The sequence below is a fragment of the Streptomyces sp. NPDC014801 genome (assembly GCF_043082085.1).
Taxonomy (GTDB): domain Bacteria; phylum Actinomycetota; class Actinomycetes; order Streptomycetales; family Streptomycetaceae; genus Streptomyces.
The window spans coordinates 79,513-94,400 of sequence record NZ_JBIBXG010000014.1 but is presented as its reverse complement, the minus strand read 5'-3'; the positions used below and the strand labels follow the sequence as shown (position 1 = coordinate 94,400).

Here is a 14,888-nt window from a genome sequence, read left to right as displayed (position 1 = left end):
GGGAACTCACCTCGGACAGTGATGGGGACAGAGGGTCGTGGGGCGGCCGTAGGAAGGCGGAAGCGGCGCGGGGAGGGGGAACGGCGGTGCGGAACACCAACGGCGGAGCCCCGGACCGCCGCGAGCGCCTCGCTCTGCGGCTTCCGGTCGGCCTGCCTCCCGGGGATCCCCTGGGCGCCTCGGGACGTCAGCGCCCGGGTTCCGGCTCACCACCGAGGCACGCCCGCTCGGCAGTCACCGGCTCGGCGCTGCACCGCCGAGAAGACAGGGTTAATTTGACCATGTTTGACCCTTATCAGTCACCACTCCCCCTACGTCTTGTAGGGTGCAGAAAACCCTACACCCTGTAGGGATTGAGGCTGGATGATGACGATCGAGTCGCCGGACACGCCATCCGCCCGTTCCGGGGCGTACCCGCCTGCCCGCACCCGACGGATCTCCGGGCGCAAGGCGTGGCCCGCCGCGGTGGCGGCCGCCTTCGTCGCGGCCCAGCTCGTGCTCGTACGCCCGGGGATCGGGCTGGGCTGGGACGAGACGGTCTACGTCAGTCAGGTCAGCGGGCACGCCCCGGCCGCCTACTTCAGCGCGCCGCGCGCACGGGGCGTCTCCCTGCTGGTGGCACCGATCGCCTCCTGGTCGTCGTCGACACCGCTGCTGCGCGTGTACCTCTCCCTGCTGTCCGGCCTCGCCCTCTATCTGGCCCTGCGGTCCTGGCGCGGGCTGTTGCCCACCCGTGTGGTGGCGCTGGGCGGAGCACTGTTCGCGTCGTTGTGGGTGACGCTCTTCTACGGTCCGGAAGCCATGCCCAACTACTGGGTCGCGACCGGCGGCCTGGCAGCCGTCGGTTGCTTTCTGCGCGCCCAGGCCGACCGGACGCCGCGCGGGCCGGTGTGGGGGCTGGCGGCCAGTGCGGCACTGATGGCGTGGATGCGGCCCACAGACGCGGTCTGGGTGACGCTGCCGTTGATGGCGGCGCTGGTGGTCGTCCGCAGATGGCGGCACAAGTGGCTGCTGGTCGCACTGGTGGCGGGCCTTGTGGCCGGCGCGGCCGAATGGGTGATCGAGGCGTACGTCAGCTACGGCGGCCTCGGCTCCCGACTGTCCGACGCCTCCCGGATCCAGGGCGAGCTGCGCTGGAACAACGCCGTCGACGACCAGCTGCGCAGCCTGAGCGGGCGGACCCTGTGCCGTCCCTGCACGGGCGGCATGCCGCATCCCGTCGTGTTCGCGTGGTGGTTCGCGGTACCGGTGCTGGCTCTCGCTGGGCTGCCGGCCGCGGTCAGGGCCCGGCGCGCGTCCCTCACCGTGCTTCCGCTGGCCTGCGCCGCGACGGCGGCCGTTCCGTACCTGCTGTTCATCGGCTATGCCGCCCCCCGCTTCCTGCTGCCCGCCTACGCGCTGCTGGCCATCCCCGTGGCCGACACACTGGTCCTCCTGGTGACCAGGGCGCGCGGAGTCTGGCGCCCGCTCACCGTCACGGTGGTGGTCGTCGGCCTCGCCGCACATCTGGCCGTCCAGGGTGCCGTGCTGTGGCGCCTGGTGGACCGCACGACCGCGAGCCGCCAGGGGTGGGCGCGGACGGCTGACGCACTGCACCGGCAGGGCGTACGACCGCCGTGCGTGCTCACCGGCGACGACGGCGAGGCCCCGCACATCCCGATCGCCTTCTACGCCGGCTGCGCCTCCGCCCAGACCGGCGGCGCCGACACCAACACGACCGCAAGCGCTCTCGCGCGAGCTGCGCGCCGTACGCCCGTCGCGGTCCTCACCACGCACGGCAGCCGGCCACCGGCGTACGCCCGCACCTGGAGGCTCGTCCACCTCGACGGACAGGTGTACGCCTACCTGAGCCCCGTCGCCCGGGACGCCGAAGCGGCCGCACCGGGCGCCGGTCGGCAGTCGCCCACTACGCTGCCGCAGGGGGCCCGTACCGGGGTGCGATGAGGCGTACGGTTCTGGTCACGTTCGTCGAAGGGGACGCGGCGTGGGCGGGGTGCGGTGCCCGGAGGCGTTGACGCACCCGGGCCCTGAGGACTGCTGCCTGACGTGAACCGGCAGGGAGGATCGGGAGGCGGGCTCGGTGGCGGAGGAACAGATGGCGGCTCGGCCGACCCGGATGAGTCCTTGGCGGTTCGTGGTCTGGTTCGGGACGGTCAGCCTGCTCGCCGACTTCGTGTACGAGGGCGCCCGCTCGGTCACCGGCCCGCTGCTGGCCTCGCTCGGTGCGTCCGCGTTGGTCGTCGGCGTCGTCACCGGGGCCGGGGAGGCGGCGGCGCTCGGGTTGCGGCTGATCTCCGGCCCGCTGGCGGACCGTACCCGCCGCTTCTGGGGACTGGCGATCGCCGGGTACGCGCTGACGGTGGTGTCCGTCCCGCTGCTGGGCGTGGCCGGCGTGCTGTGGGCGGCATGCGCGCTGGTGATCGCGGAGCGCGTCGGCAAGGCGGTGCGCTCGCCCGCGAAGGACACTCTTCTCTCGCACGCCACGGCCGCGACCGGACGAGGCAGGGGCTTCGCCGTCCACGAGGCGATGGACCAGATCGGCGCCTTGGTCGGTCCCCTGCTGGTCGCGGCGACGCTCGCGATCACCGGGAACGACTACGGTGCCGCGCTGGGCGTCCTCGCCGTCCCCGGCGTCGCGGTCCTGCTCCTGCTGTTCTGGCTGCGGGCCCGCGTGCCGGACCCCGAAGCATACGAACGAGAGGTGACGGGTGCGCCACCACAGGCGGGCGGCGGCCGTCTGCCGACGGTGTTCTGGACGTACGCCGGGTTCACCGCGGCCACCACGACGGGGTTCGCGACGTTCGGGCTGCTCTCGTTCCACCTGGTCGAGCGGCATCTGCTGAGCACCGCGTGGGTGCCGGTGCTGTACGCGGCGGCGATGGCCGTGGACGCCGTCGCCGCGCTCGCGACGGGGTGGCTGTACGACAGGGTGGGCCCGCGGGTGCTGGTGGCCCTGCCCGTGCTCACGGCGGGAGTGGCGGCACTGGCCTTCACGAACACGCTCGCCGTCACGGTGGCCGGTTCGCTGGTGTGGGGCGCGGCCATGGGCATCCAGGAGTCCACGTTGCGCGCCACGGTCGCCGACCTGGTACCCGGGCCGCGCCGGGCGACGGCGTACGGGCTGTTCGCCGGAGTGGTCGGCGCGGCGAGCCTGGCCGGCGGTGCGCTCACGGGTGGACTGTACGACTACTCGATCCCGTTGCTGATCGCCGTGGTCGTCGCCATCCAGCTCCTTGCCGTGGTGCTGCTCACCGTCACACGAGGCATGAGAGGTTGATGTGCTGAGCAGGTGGAATCGCCACGCGCCGCGACCGAGCTGCGACATCATCGCCGGCGCCTACCTTTCCTTCTCGCCGGAGGCCACATGAGCAGCCCCGCCGCCCCGCGACCAGAGCGATCCCGCACCGATTTCAGCACCGCTCGACTGGAGGCCTTCAGCGACGGCGTCTTCGCCATCGCCATCACCCTGCTCGTCCTCGACCTTCACGTTCCCGAACCCGACGACCTGCATGGGCAGACGCTCGCCGACGCTCTGGGCCACCAGTGGCCCGCCTACTTCGCGTACCTCGTCAGCTTCCTCGTCATCGGCATCATCTGGATCAATCACCATGCGATGTGCGCCCTCGCCCGCCGCGTCGACCGGCGCACTCTGTTCGCCAACCTCTTCCTCCTGCTCACCGTCTCCGTGATCCCCTTCCCCACCCGCCTGCTGGCCACCTACCTCACCGCGCAGCACACCGACGCCCACACCGCGGCCGCCGTCTACGCAGCCACCATGGTCGCCATGGGCATCGCCTTCAGCCTGCTGTTCCTGTCCTTCACCCGTGACGCCCGGGCCCTGCAGCAGCCGATCCCCCGCCGCGACCTCACAGCCGCCGCACGCCGCTTCAGCCTCGGGGGCCTGGCCTACCTCGCCACCGTCGCGATCGCCTTCCTCAGCCCCATCGCGATGCTCTGCGCCCACGCCCTCCTGGCGATCTACTACTGCTTCGACCAGCTCGCACCGGCGCGCCATCCCCACACCGAACGCTGATCTCCGGTGCGGCGGTCAGCGATGATCCTGGCCGCACCACCGCCTGTGTAGGTGCCGAGCCCGGCCTCTCAGAAGACAACCGGGAGTGATTCCCCTCCAAACGGACGGCCGGCCGGGCCGTTTGATCGATCATTCCGGCAGCTCTTGACGTGCGCGTAACCACCCAGCAACATCCTTCCGCACTGAGTGAGAACTCTTATCACTGTATGAGAAGGCGAGAGATAGTGAAGATCGGAATCCTGGGGCTCGGCGAGGCCGGGGCGGTCTATGCGGCAGGCTTCCTGGCGGAGGGCTGGGAGGTGGCCGGGTTCGACCCGGCCGATGTGCCCACTCCGGTCGGTGTCAGGCGGGCCGACTCCGTGGCGGAGGCGGTCGCCGGACGTGACCTGGTCCTCGGCCTGACCGGCATGAAGGCTGCGCTGACCGTGGCGGAGCAGGCGGCGCCGCACCTGCGGGAAGCGGCGGTCTACGCGGACATGAACGCGGCACCGCGGGAACTGAAGCGGAAGATCGCCGCGGGCATCGCCGAATCGTCACGGGCGGTGTTCGCGGACGTCGCCGTGATCGGATCGGTCCCGAAGTACCGGCACCGGACCGCCCTGCTGGCCAGCGGGCAGGGCGCCGCGGCGATCGCGCGCCTTTTCGGCGGCCTGGGCGCTCCGGTGGAAGACCTGGGGGACGAGCCCGGGGCGGCCTCGGCGCGCAAGCTGCTGCGGAGCCTGTTCATGAAGGGGCTCGGCGCGATCATCGTGGAGGCCGTCGACGCCGGCCGGGCAGCCGGCGACGAGGGCTGGGTACGCCGGCAGATCGCGGCCGAGCTCGCGGGCGGCGAGGCGGCCCTGGAGCGGCTGTACCAGGGGACGTACAAGCACGGCGATCGCCGTGCGCGTGAAGCCTCCGCGGCTGCGGACCTGGTGACGGAGCTGGGCCTCGACGCCGTGCTGCCCCGTGCGATCAGCCATGTGCACGCGCTCGCCGCCGGGCCCGAGGGCCTGCGGGCCACCGCACCCGTAACGGCCCGGTTGCTCGACGCCTACGCCGGGCTGCCGACCGCGAACATCGGGGACGCCACCGAACGGCTGGGCCTGGTGGATTCCGCCATCGGCCCGGTGTGGCCCGGGGCGCGAGCCGTCGGCCGCGCCCTGACCGTGTGGACGCGGGCCGGGGACAATCAGGCGATCCACGAGGCGGTCAAGGTGGCCGAGCCGGGTGACATCATGGTCGTCAACGGCGAGGGCGACACCTCCCGGGCGCTGATCGGTGAACTGATCGCCGAGCGGGCACGGGCACGGGGTGTCGTGGGCATGGTGCTGGACGGTGCCGCTCGCGACGCCGAGGTCCTTGCCGAGATGGGCTTCCCGGTGTGGGCGCGCGCGGTGACCCCAGCGGGACCGTACAAATTCGGGCCCGGCCGGGTGGGTGTGCCCATCGCCGTGGGCGGCGTGGTCTGCCACCCGGGGGATGTCGTGGTGGGTGACGGTGACGGCGTCGCGATCGTCGCTGCCGACCAGGCAGCGTCCGTCCTGGCCGCCGCGCGCGAGGTCGAGGCCGAGGAGGCCCGACGGCGTGCCAGCATCCGCGCCGCCGCCACCGTCATGCCGGGAGGAACGTCGTGATCGCCATCTGGGCGCTGGGCTGCTACATCGCGTCCATCATCGTGTGGAACGCCGTCCTGAAGCGCAACATCGGTGAGGCACTGATCGTCGGCTTCGTCGTGACCGGCCTGTTCGCGGGCGGGGACATCGGACACCTCATGTGGTCCGGGTTCGTCGAGGCCCTGCAGGAAGAGGTGACGTTCGCCGCTCTGGCGTTCGTCTTCATGAGCTGCATCCTCTCCCGCACCCCGGTGCTGGATCAGCTGCTCGGCATCCTGAACTCCGCGCTGGGACGGCTGCGGGGTGGCCCCATCTACACCTCCACCGCCGCCGCCGGGCTCTTCGGCGCGATCGCCCATGTCGGGGCGGCCGTGACCGCGGCCGTCGGATCGGTGACGATTCCCTGGATGAAACGCTCGAAGGTGAGCGGCGAGCTGGCCGCCACCGTCGCGGCGGGCGGCGCCGGCATGGGCGTGACCTTCCCGTTCAGCTCCACCATGTTCATCCTCATGGGCTCCGCCGGTGTGGCGTCGCTGGCCACCACCGACGACATCGTGCTGCCGCTGTTCCTGGGTGGTCTGTGGTGTCTGGGCTACCGGATGGCAGCCGCGTTCGTCATGGTCCGCCGTCACGGGATCCAGCCGATGGACCGCAGCGACCTGCTGCCGCTGCGGACGAGCCTGAGCGCGGGCTGGACGAGCCTGTTCCTCTTCGTGGGCATCCTCGTGCCCCTGCTGATGACCAGAAGCCCCTCCGGCGGCGCGCTGGGCGCATGGGTGGGCACCAAGATGTCGGACGCCATCAGCCTGATCACATGGATACCGGTCCTGCTGATCGCCACGGTCCTCGTCCTGGGCCGCCGGCACCTCCCCCGCTCCGGCCGCGCGTGGTGGGCCGTACTCGGCGATACCGCCCCTCAGTTCGGGGTGATCGGCGTCACCATCGTGGCGGCCTTCTCCGCCTCCAACGTGCTGGGCTCTCTCGGCCTGCCCGAGCAGCTCACCGACCTGCTGGCGGGCATCGATGCGCCCCGGTGGGCCATGGCGCTCATCGTCGGTGTCCTCGTGGTCGGCGTGGCCATTCCGCTGACGGCCTCCGCCACCATGGCCGCCATCGGCCCGGTCGCGGTCTCCTCCCTGGTCGGGGCCGGCGTCCCACCGGCCACCGCCTGCGTCGCCGTCCTCATCTTCGCGTCGACCGAAGGTGCGTCTCCGCCGTCCGGAGCTCCCATCTACGTCGCCAGCGGCATCGCCGGCGTCGACCCGGCCCGCACCTTCCTGCCCCTGGTCACGTACTACTGCGTGCCCATCCTGCTCATCGGCGCCGCGGTGGCCACCGGCGTCCTGCCCGTCTGAACCGAAAGGCCACGCCATGGCACAGCGTCTGCTGCTCCCCCTCTTCCGCCTGAGCGTCCTCGCCTTCCTCGCCGGTGGCGTCGTCATCGTCGCGGGGCAGGCCCTCGGCATCGTGCTGGGCGACGCCCAGTGGGTGACCGACGTCGAAGGCAGCGCCCAGCCCCCCACGTGCATCGCCGCGAGCATCTGCGGGATTCTGTCCTTCGCCCTGTCCTACCGGTCACGGCCGGACGACGCGTCGGCGACCGCGGCCGGCGGGCGTCCACTGGAGCCGACGCACCGGCCGGAATGACCTCCGTGGCCTGGACGGATCTTGTATAACCGGCGCTGCACTCGCATGCTGATAACCCTTATCAGCGTCCTGCACCCGCCACGCAGCCATCCCTTCAGGAGAAGTCACCCATGGCCACCTCGCCCGCGTCCGCCATGCGTTCCCTCGACCGGGCCTTCGACGTCCTGGGCGTCCTGGAGGACACCCGCCAGCCGCTGCGGCTGAGCGAGGTCGCACGCCGCGCCGACCTTCATGTCGCCACCGCACAGCGCATCCTGAACATGCTCATCGAGCGGGGTTACGCCGCGAAGGAAGACACGGGTTACGTCGCCGGGCCCGCCGCCGTCGCCACCGCCCACGCGTTCCTGGTCACCAACCGCCTCAGCCAGGTCGCCCTTCCCGTCCTGCAGGAACTGGCCGCCACCACCAGTCTGACGGCCAGCCTGTTCGTCCGCGTCGCCCTGTCACGTGTGCTGATCGCTCGCGTGCAGGGCCGCAATCCCCTGCGCTACCAGCTGCCCATCGGCGAGAAACTCCCCCTCCACCTCGGCGCCGGCAAGGCCCTCGCCGCATGGCTGCCCGACGGCGAACAGCGCACGCTCATCGACGCGGCCACCCCCTTCACCCTCGTCTCCGGCCGTCAGGTCACCGCCGATGACCTCACGGCCGACCTCCAGCAGGTCCGGGAGAACGGCTACGCCCTGTCCGTGAGCGAACGCGTCCTCAACGTCACCGCCGTCAGCGCACCCATCCGCCACGGCGATCAGCTCCTCGGCGCCCTCAGCGTCACCGGCCCCAGCGACGAACCCACCACGGACAACCACGCCCGCCTCATCAGCGAAGTACGCCAGGCAGCCGACGCGATCGCCGCCCGCTGCCCCTGACAGAAAGCCACCCACGTGCCCCTGCCCACCTATCAGCAGCTCACCCGGCGCACCGACGCCCCTCCCGGCTCGAGCTGGCATCTCTTTCCCGACCAGCCCGAGCGCGGCATGGCCAACTTCGCCGGACCGGCCCAGATACGGCGCGCGACCGCCTGCGTCACCGACGGCCGCGCATTCAACCTCGACTATCCGCTGGACGCGTTCGACCCGCCCATGTCCAAGGCCCGCGGCATCCCCCACCACCGCATCACCGCAAAGCACGACCAGGCCCGCGACGACGTCCTGGACAACTTCCACCTCCAAGCCGGCACCCAGATCGACGGCCTGCGCCACCGCCGCGCCTCCGGCCACGGCTTCTACAACGGCGTACCCGATCACGAGATCACCCCCCGCAGTCCCCGTCTGGGCGTCCAGCTCTGGGCCGAAGTTCCACTGGCCGGCCGCGGACTCCTGATCGACATCGAGGGCCTCCTTCAAGCGCGCGGCACTCCCTTGGCGCACTTCGACGGCCCCGCCCTGACCACCGGCCTCCTCGACGACGCCCTCGAGGCACAGGGCTGCAGCGTCGAACCCGGAGACCTGCTCCTCGTCCACACCGGCTGGGCGCATTGGTACCTGACGACCACCGCCGAGAACCGTCGCGAGACCCGCGCGAGACGGCGCGCCACCGGTTTCGCGCAGAGCCGTGACTTCGCCGCCTGGTGCTGGGACCACCGCATCGCCCTGATGGCCACCGACACCTTCGCAGTCGAGGTCCTCCCGGTCCTGGACAGCAGCGACTTCCACGACAGCGCGCCCGAGGACGACGGCATGATGCACCAGGAACTGATCGCCAAGCTGGGACTTCCGCTGGGCGAACTGTGGAACCTGCACGCCCTGGCCGAGGACTGCCGCACAACCGGCCGCTGGGACAGCCTCCTCACCGTCAAGCCCCTCAACCTGACCGGCGGAGTGGGCTCACCCGCCAACGCCACCGCTCTGCGTTGACAAGAGGCGAAGACGGCTTCAGATCTGGCACCTGCAGCGCGGCGTCGCCGTGGTGCTCGACCGGTACACCGGCCACAACCCGCGCCGCCCATCGCGCACTTGCGGCGCCGTACCCTCACCGGGCCCTCGCCGGATCGTCGGCCCAAGGTGCCGCTACGACGCCACACCCGACCGGTCCGGAGCACAGCACCGTGGCCGGGGCCGGCGGGTCAGGCTCGCCCACCACCAATGAGTTTCGCCCACCCACCGATGAGTTTCGCCCGTCTCCCAGGTCTGTCCCGGTGACTGCACGCGACATCCCGCCGCACCGCGTGGAACACGAACCCAGGAGACCTCCATGTCCGAGAACACCGCTCCCGCCTCCTCCCTCTCCCCCACGGCGACGGCCGGTCCCGCGTCGACCACCACGACGAGGCGCGTCCGGTACGCGAGGATCGCCCTGCGCACGCTGCAGGTGCTGCTCGCCCTCTTCTACGCCCTGGCCAGCGCCCTCCCGAAGTTGATTGCGCACCCCACGGCGACGGAGTCGTTCGACCGCATGGGCTGGGGCAGCGCGGGGATGTACACCATCGGCCTGCTGGAGCTGGCGGGAGCCATCGCGCTGCTGGTCCCGCTGCTGCAGTCCGTCGCGGCGACGGCTCTCAGCGCGCTGATGGTGGGTGCGTTCGTCGTCCAGATGACCGTCTTCGACGGCCAGAACGCGGCCACGCCGCTGATCCTGATCGTTCCCCTCGCCCTCATAGCGTGGACCCGGCGGCAGCACACCGCCGAGCTGGTCGCGATGCTGCGCCGCGGAGTGTGAAACCCCGCCGTCGCGCTGTCGATCCAGCCACGTTCCGTTCGACGTCATGGTGGGCGGCACCTCGCCGCACGACGACAACAGAGCCTGATGAGGAACCACGTGGATCAACTGCTGAGAGTCATGAACTTCAACGTCTCGAGTGACGGGATCGGTGCCGGTGAGCACCAGAGCCTCGAGAGGCCGTTCGGGCACGACCATCCCGAGAGGCTGTTTGCCTGGGCCGGAGCCACGGCGAGCTGGCCCATGCGGACGGATCCCGGCGGGAGCCGTGGTCTCGACGACTACTTCACCCGAGACTTCGCACGCAACATCGGTGCCGAGATCATGGGCCGCAACAAGTTCGGCCCCCAGCGCGGGCCGTGGCAGGACCACGAGTGGCGCGGCTGGTGGGGTGAGGAGCCCCCGTTCCACACTCCGGTGTTCGTCATGACCCACCACACGCGTCCCTCGCTCACGCTCTCCGACACCACGTTCCACTTCGTCGACGGCGACCCGGCCGCGGTCCTCGCACGTGCGCGGGAAGCGGCGCGAGGCCAGGACGTCCGACTCGGCGGCGGGGTGACCACCATCCGGCAGTTCCTCGACGCCGGCCTCGTCGACACCCTGCACGTGGCGGTCTCGCCGGTGAAACTCCAGTCCGGGCTGAGGCTCTGGGAGTCCCCCGATGAGCTGCTCGACCGCTTCCACCTGGAGGTGGTGCCCAGTCCGAGCGGCGTGACGCACCACCTGTTCTGGCGACGGTGACGCGAGGACCCACTCGGGTCCGGGCCGCGACTGCGAGGGGGGCGTCCGCCGCAACGGATGCCCTTCTCGCGGACGCAGGCGATGCGGAACCATGGGTTAGGACGGGCGCCCACCGAACTGCCAGGTGTGCACCTCTATGTCGGCGTACCGGTCCATGGTCAGGAGGGCGCGTGCCGCGTCCGGGTCCGGCGCTCGGAGCAGCGCCGCGGTGCCAAGCCAGTCGGCGCCGTCGTCGGAGAGCAGCGGCCCGTAGGCGATCAGGTCATTCCGGTCGGGTGGCACGGCGAGGTCGGCCGCCTGTCCCGCGCCGAGGCCGAGCACCAGGTACCGATGGCCGCCGGTGCGGCCGCCGGGGAAGTCCCACATGGTGCGCCCCAGCATGTTGCGCCATCGCCGTAGCAGCACGTCCCGGTACACGCCGGCCTGATAGTTCGGCTCGTCGAAGGCGAACGCGCGAGCAGTGGCGGCATCAGGCAGGTCGACGATGTGCACGCTCCCGGTGAGCGTGTGGCCGTCGTCGGCGAAAGTCGGGCCTCGCGCGATCATCTCCTTCGCGTACCGGTCCATGTAGGACCAGTGCTCTTCCAGCAACTCCTCACGCAGCGGCAGCGAACCCGACCGGTCACGGTGGTAGCAGAGGAACTCCATACCTGAACGATCTCTTCCAAGAGGCGACCAAGTCGAGCGGGTTTCAGCGCAGCGGACCACCCTCGCCGCACAGGGCGCGGCGAAGAGGCCCCGGCGGACCGCCGCCGAGGCCCGCAGGCTTCGCGTTCAGTCGAGCTGGTAGTCGAACCAGATGCGATGCGTGCCGTCCGCGTCAACCGCCAGTCCCCCGGCCCCGGAGATCCCGGCCAGCTCGCCGGTGCCGCTGGAAGGCACGATGGTGAAGAACTCCGCCGTGCGGTCGCTGCCGGATGTCGTTGCCGAGTGCACGAAGTTGAATGCGCCCTCACGCCCCTGAACCGAGCCTTCGAACGACTCCATGGCCACATAGGTGCCGACGCCGGCCGCCTGGTCGAACGCTGCGGTGAACAGCGTCGCCGAGCGCCCCACGACCTCTCCCTCGAAGTGCTTCTCCATCGTCGCGACACCCACCGGCAGCCCGGTGGACACGGCAGGCTCAGGCCTCAGCTCAGTCGGGACGAACGATTTGACGGTGAAAGTTGCCGTTGCTCTCATGCGCAGACCGTACCGAGACGGTCTGACAATCGCGGGCAGGTCGACCGGACGCCAGGAGACGCGCGCATCTAGCCCCCCGGCTCTCAGGCGGTGCGTGGTTTGCGGCTGCTCGTCTTCTTGGTTGCCGCCTTCTTCGCTGTGGTCTTCTTGGCGGGCTGCTTCTTCGCCGCCTTTTTCGCGGGCGTCTTCCGGGTGGGCTTGGCCAGCTCGTGCACCTCGGCCTCGCGCGCGTGCTCGCCGCGGGACTCCCGCGCCTTCTCCACGGATGCGTTCAGTGCCGCCATCAGGTCCAGGACCTGGGCCGGCTCCTCCGGCTCGGGGGCCTCCGGCAGCGGTGCGTGCTCCCTCTTGGCCTCGATGATCTGGGCCATGGCCTCGGTGTACTCGTCGTGCGCGTCGAGCTCCTCCAAGTCCTCCACCGTCATGCTCTCCATGAGGGCGAGCGCACCCTCGATCTCCTGCTCCGACACCTGTGTCTCTGGGGGCAGCACTTCGGCCGGGTTGCGGATCTCGTCGGGCCAGCGCATCGAATGCAGTACGAGAGCGTCGCCGCGGACCCGGAGCATGCCCAGTCGCTCCCGCCCCGACCAGGCATATTTGGCGATGGCCACCTTCTCCGAGCGCCCGAGCGCCTCGACGAGGAGCCGATAGGGCTTGGCCGCGACCTGGCCGCTCGCCTGCAGGTAGTAGCCCTCACCGATCTGAATCGGATCGACGTCCTCGGCCGGCACGAACGCCTCGATCTCGATCGCCTTGGCCGTGGGCAGCGGCAGGTTGCTCAGGTCCTCGTCGGAGATGGGCACGATCTGGGCCGGGTGTCCCTTGGTCTCCCGCACCACCTCATAGCCCTTGCCGATCTCCGCGCTCGTGACCTCGCGATCCTCCAGCTCGCAGAACTTCCGGGTGCGGACCCGGCCCATGTCCTCCAGGTGGTACTGGTGGAAACGGATCGAGTGGTCCTCGGTGGCACTGACCACGTTGATCGGCACGGTGACCAGACCGAAGCTGATGGCGCCGGACCAGATGGTGCGGGGCATGCGTGTCCTCCGTAGTCGCCCCGAGCACCACCAGCCTATGAGCGCCACGCCGCTCGTGCAGCCTTGCACTGGCCCCTTCAGGTGCAACCGGCGATCACCGTCGTCCTCTCGAAGGCGCATCCGAGCACCGCTGAGGCCACCCCCGCCGGGCCAGTACGACTACAGCTCGATGACGACCTTGCCCTGCACGTGCCGCCCGGCCTGGAGCTCGACCGCCCGGCGGATCTCCTCGATCGGAAAGCTCGCCGCGACCGGAACCCGCAGCCGGCCCGTCGCGACCAGGTGTGCGATCTCTTCCAGGGCACCGGGAGCGGCGTTCGCTCCGTTGGCCGCCGCCACGCCGTCGACCTGGGCGGCGACGGTGCAGATGCGGCTGTCCGGGACGCCGAGTTTCCTTGCGACGTGCACTGTCTCCACACCGTGCAGGTCGATGGCGGCGGTGACACCGTCGGGAGCGATCGCTCGGACGCGGTCGGCCAGGCCTTCGCCGTAGGTGACCGGCTCCGCTCCGAGCGCTCGCAGATGATCGGCCGATCTCGCCGATCCGGTCCCGATCACGCGCGCTCCTGAGAGCCGGGCCAGTTGGACGGCGAACACCCCGACTCCGCCGCCGGCTCCCCCGATCAGCACCGTGTCGCCCGGGCCGGGATCGACGGCGGCGAGGGCGGCGGATGCCGTGCGGCCCGCGATCGTGAGGGTGGCGGCGATGCGGTCGTCGACACCCTCAGGCGTGTGGTGGGCCTCGTTCGCCGCGGTCTCCCCGGTCGCGTCGACCACGACGAAATCGGCGACGGCGCGGGACAGGGCGCCCCCGAACACCCGGTCACCGGGTGCGAAGCCCGTCACTCCGTCACCGACCTGGTCGACCACGCCCGCGTAGTCGGTCCCGAACCCGGCCGGCAGGCTCAGGCCGAACCGGGCGGCGGTGTCCGCGTCGGCGGTCATGATCCAGTCCATCGGGTTCAGCCCGGCCGCAGTGACTCGCACACGGATCTGTCCAGGACCGGCCGGCGGTACGGGAAGCTCACTGACGTTCAGGACCTCGGGACCGCCGAAGGAACCCAGCTGGACCGCCCGGCTGCCGCCTGTGGATGGCTGCTTGCTCTGTGCCTGCATGGCATCTGTCTCCACGGGTCGAGGGAGCACCCAGAAACGGACTACGCTCCGTTTACATGAACGACCGTAGCACAAGCGGAGCGCGATCCGTTTCTGATCGGGCGGGCGTCCGCGCACCGCGGGCAGATGCAGCCCGCAACCGCGAACAGTTGCTCGCAGTGGCGACCCGCGTCTTCATGTCGGCCGAGACCGAGCCGTCGATGCGCGCGATCGCCGCGGAGGCCGGGGTCGGTATCGCCACGCTCTACCGGCATTTCCCGACCCGCGAGTCCCTGGTCGACGCCGTCTACCAGGACCAGGTCGTACGGCTGACCACCGGCGCCCGCGAACTGCTCGACCGGCTCCCCCCGGCTGCGGCGATGCGGCGCTGGATGGACCTGTTCGGGGACTGGATCGCCACCAAGAACGGCATGCTCGACACCCTGCTCGCGATGGTCGAATCGGGGGAGATCACCCATGCACAGACACGAACCGAGCTTCTGACGGCGATCGAGACGATTCTCGACGCCGGCCGCGTGGCAGGCGACCTCCGCTCGGACGTCACCGCCGAGGACATCGCCGACTCGCTCATCGGCATCTTCACCGTGGCCCCCCGGTCCCGGCGCGAAGCCAAGGCCGACCGCCTGCTGAACCTCCTGATGGACGGCCTCCGGCCCGCCCGGCTCAGCCCACTCGAACCGCAGCACGTCCGCGCAGAGTGACGAGCCGGCGTTTCATCGGCGATGATGAGGCCGCTGTCAACGCCTCGCAAGCTCCGTTGCGTTGGCCCGACTCGGCTACCCAAGGCTGCATTCCCCGCACTGGTACGCAGGCGCTTCGCCCCTGCTCGTAGACTCGTGTCGTGGCATTCATGAGCACCCCGCACTGCTGCTTCCTGTGATC

Annotated in this window: 15 protein-coding genes; 11 read left to right on the top strand and 4 right to left on the bottom strand. The window is 70.6% G+C overall.

Going from position 1 to position 14,888, the window contains the following annotated elements; translation table 11 throughout:
• Nucleotides 1-363: 363 nt before the first annotated feature.
• From ACF1AL_RS31645 to ACF1AL_RS31600, 10 genes are all read left to right on the top strand, one after another.
• Nucleotides 364-1,944, top strand: coding sequence for a hypothetical protein (locus ACF1AL_RS31645; RefSeq protein ID WP_391699218.1), 1,581 nt, complete (start codon nucleotides 364-366; stop codon nucleotides 1,942-1,944).
• Nucleotides 1,945-2,095: 151 nt separating this feature from the next.
• Nucleotides 2,096-3,277: an MFS transporter gene (locus ACF1AL_RS31640; protein WP_391699220.1), complete on the top strand. Its 1,182-nt coding sequence runs from the start codon at nucleotides 2,096-2,098 to the stop codon at nucleotides 3,275-3,277.
• 87 nt (nucleotides 3,278-3,364) lie between these two features.
• Nucleotides 3,365-4,033: a TMEM175 family protein gene (locus ACF1AL_RS31635; protein WP_391699222.1), complete on the top strand. Its 669-nt coding sequence runs from the start codon at nucleotides 3,365-3,367 to the stop codon at nucleotides 4,031-4,033.
• Between the two features lie 224 nt (nucleotides 4,034-4,257).
• Nucleotides 4,258-5,649 carry a DUF1932 domain-containing protein gene (locus tag ACF1AL_RS31630; protein WP_391699224.1) on the top strand — a complete coding sequence of 464 codons (1,392 nt, stop codon included), beginning with the start codon at nucleotides 4,258-4,260 and terminating at the stop codon, nucleotides 5,647-5,649.
• Entirely contained in the window at nucleotides 5,646-6,983 is a 1,338-nt protein-coding gene (locus ACF1AL_RS31625; protein WP_391699226.1) for a TRAP transporter large permease subunit, read from the top strand. Before ACF1AL_RS31630 ends, ACF1AL_RS31625 begins: the two co-directional genes overlap by 4 nt.
• Nucleotides 6,984-6,999: 16 nt before the next feature.
• On the top strand, nucleotides 7,000-7,275 hold the full coding sequence (locus ACF1AL_RS31620) for a hypothetical protein (protein WP_366839720.1): 276 nt from the start codon (nucleotides 7,000-7,002) through the stop codon (nucleotides 7,273-7,275).
• A 110-nt stretch (nucleotides 7,276-7,385) separates the two neighbouring features.
• Nucleotides 7,386-8,138 carry an IclR family transcriptional regulator gene (locus tag ACF1AL_RS31615; protein WP_384210798.1) on the top strand — a complete coding sequence of 251 codons (753 nt, stop codon included), beginning with the start codon at nucleotides 7,386-7,388 and terminating at the stop codon, nucleotides 8,136-8,138.
• A gap of 15 nt (nucleotides 8,139-8,153) precedes the next feature.
• On the top strand, nucleotides 8,154-9,125 hold the full coding sequence (locus ACF1AL_RS31610) for a cyclase family protein (protein WP_391699228.1): 972 nt from the start codon (nucleotides 8,154-8,156) through the stop codon (nucleotides 9,123-9,125).
• Between the two features lie 337 nt (nucleotides 9,126-9,462).
• On the top strand, nucleotides 9,463-9,927 hold the full coding sequence (locus ACF1AL_RS31605) for a DoxX family protein (RefSeq protein WP_391699230.1): 465 nt from the start codon (nucleotides 9,463-9,465) through the stop codon (nucleotides 9,925-9,927).
• Between the two features lie 99 nt (nucleotides 9,928-10,026).
• Complete coding sequence (locus ACF1AL_RS31600; protein WP_391699232.1) at nucleotides 10,027-10,671, top strand: dihydrofolate reductase family protein; 645 nt, start codon at nucleotides 10,027-10,029, stop codon at nucleotides 10,669-10,671.
• 96 nt (nucleotides 10,672-10,767) lie between these two features.
• Here ACF1AL_RS31600 and ACF1AL_RS31595 read toward each other — a convergent pair whose 3' ends face one another.
• From ACF1AL_RS31595 to ACF1AL_RS31580, 4 genes are all read right to left on the bottom strand, one after another.
• Nucleotides 10,768-11,319: a YciI family protein gene (locus ACF1AL_RS31595; RefSeq protein WP_391778519.1), complete on the bottom strand. Its 552-nt coding sequence runs from the start codon at nucleotides 11,317-11,319 to the stop codon at nucleotides 10,768-10,770.
• 126 nt (nucleotides 11,320-11,445) lie between these two features.
• Nucleotides 11,446-11,853 carry a DUF3224 domain-containing protein gene (locus ACF1AL_RS31590; protein WP_391778518.1) on the bottom strand — a complete coding sequence of 136 codons (408 nt, stop codon included), beginning with the start codon at nucleotides 11,851-11,853 and terminating at the stop codon, nucleotides 11,446-11,448.
• Between the two features lie 83 nt (nucleotides 11,854-11,936).
• Nucleotides 11,937-12,890: a Ku protein gene (locus ACF1AL_RS31585; RefSeq protein WP_391657566.1), complete on the bottom strand. Its 954-nt coding sequence runs from the start codon at nucleotides 12,888-12,890 to the stop codon at nucleotides 11,937-11,939.
• 159 nt (nucleotides 12,891-13,049) lie between these two features.
• On the bottom strand, nucleotides 13,050-14,006 hold the full coding sequence (locus ACF1AL_RS31580; RefSeq protein WP_391778517.1) for an NADP-dependent oxidoreductase: 957 nt from the start codon (nucleotides 14,004-14,006) through the stop codon (nucleotides 13,050-13,052).
• A gap of 56 nt (nucleotides 14,007-14,062) precedes the next feature.
• Here ACF1AL_RS31580 and ACF1AL_RS31575 point away from each other — a divergent pair, with 56 nt between their 5' ends.
• Entirely contained in the window at nucleotides 14,063-14,707 is a 645-nt protein-coding gene (locus ACF1AL_RS31575) for a TetR/AcrR family transcriptional regulator (RefSeq protein WP_391828377.1), read from the top strand.
• The last annotated feature ends 181 nt before the right edge of the window (nucleotides 14,708-14,888 follow it).

Coding starts and splice junctions, on each gene's coding strand:
- ACF1AL_RS31645 (WP_391699218.1), top strand. CDS start 364: ATGATGACGATCGAGTCGCCGGACACGCCATCCGCCCGTTCCGGGGCG.
- ACF1AL_RS31640 (WP_391699220.1), top strand. CDS start 2,096: ATGGCGGCTCGGCCGACCCGGATGAGTCCTTGGCGGTTCGTGGTCTGG.
- ACF1AL_RS31635 (WP_391699222.1), top strand. CDS start 3,365: ATGAGCAGCCCCGCCGCCCCGCGACCAGAGCGATCCCGCACCGATTTC.
- ACF1AL_RS31620 (WP_366839720.1), top strand. CDS start 7,000: ATGGCACAGCGTCTGCTGCTCCCCCTCTTCCGCCTGAGCGTCCTCGCC.
- ACF1AL_RS31615 (WP_384210798.1), top strand. CDS start 7,386: ATGGCCACCTCGCCCGCGTCCGCCATGCGTTCCCTCGACCGGGCCTTC.
- ACF1AL_RS31605 (WP_391699230.1), top strand. CDS start 9,463: ATGTCCGAGAACACCGCTCCCGCCTCCTCCCTCTCCCCCACGGCGACG.
- ACF1AL_RS31595 (WP_391778519.1), bottom strand. CDS start 11,319: ATGGAGTTCCTCTGCTACCACCGTGACCGGTCGGGTTCGCTGCCGCTG.
- ACF1AL_RS31590 (WP_391778518.1), bottom strand. CDS start 11,853: ATGAGAGCAACGGCAACTTTCACCGTCAAATCGTTCGTCCCGACTGAG.
- ACF1AL_RS31585 (WP_391657566.1), bottom strand. CDS start 12,890: ATGCCCCGCACCATCTGGTCCGGCGCCATCAGCTTCGGTCTGGTCACC.
- ACF1AL_RS31580 (WP_391778517.1), bottom strand. CDS start 14,006: ATGCAGGCACAGAGCAAGCAGCCATCCACAGGCGGCAGCCGGGCGGTC.
- ACF1AL_RS31575 (WP_391828377.1), top strand. CDS start 14,063: ATGAACGACCGTAGCACAAGCGGAGCGCGATCCGTTTCTGATCGGGCG.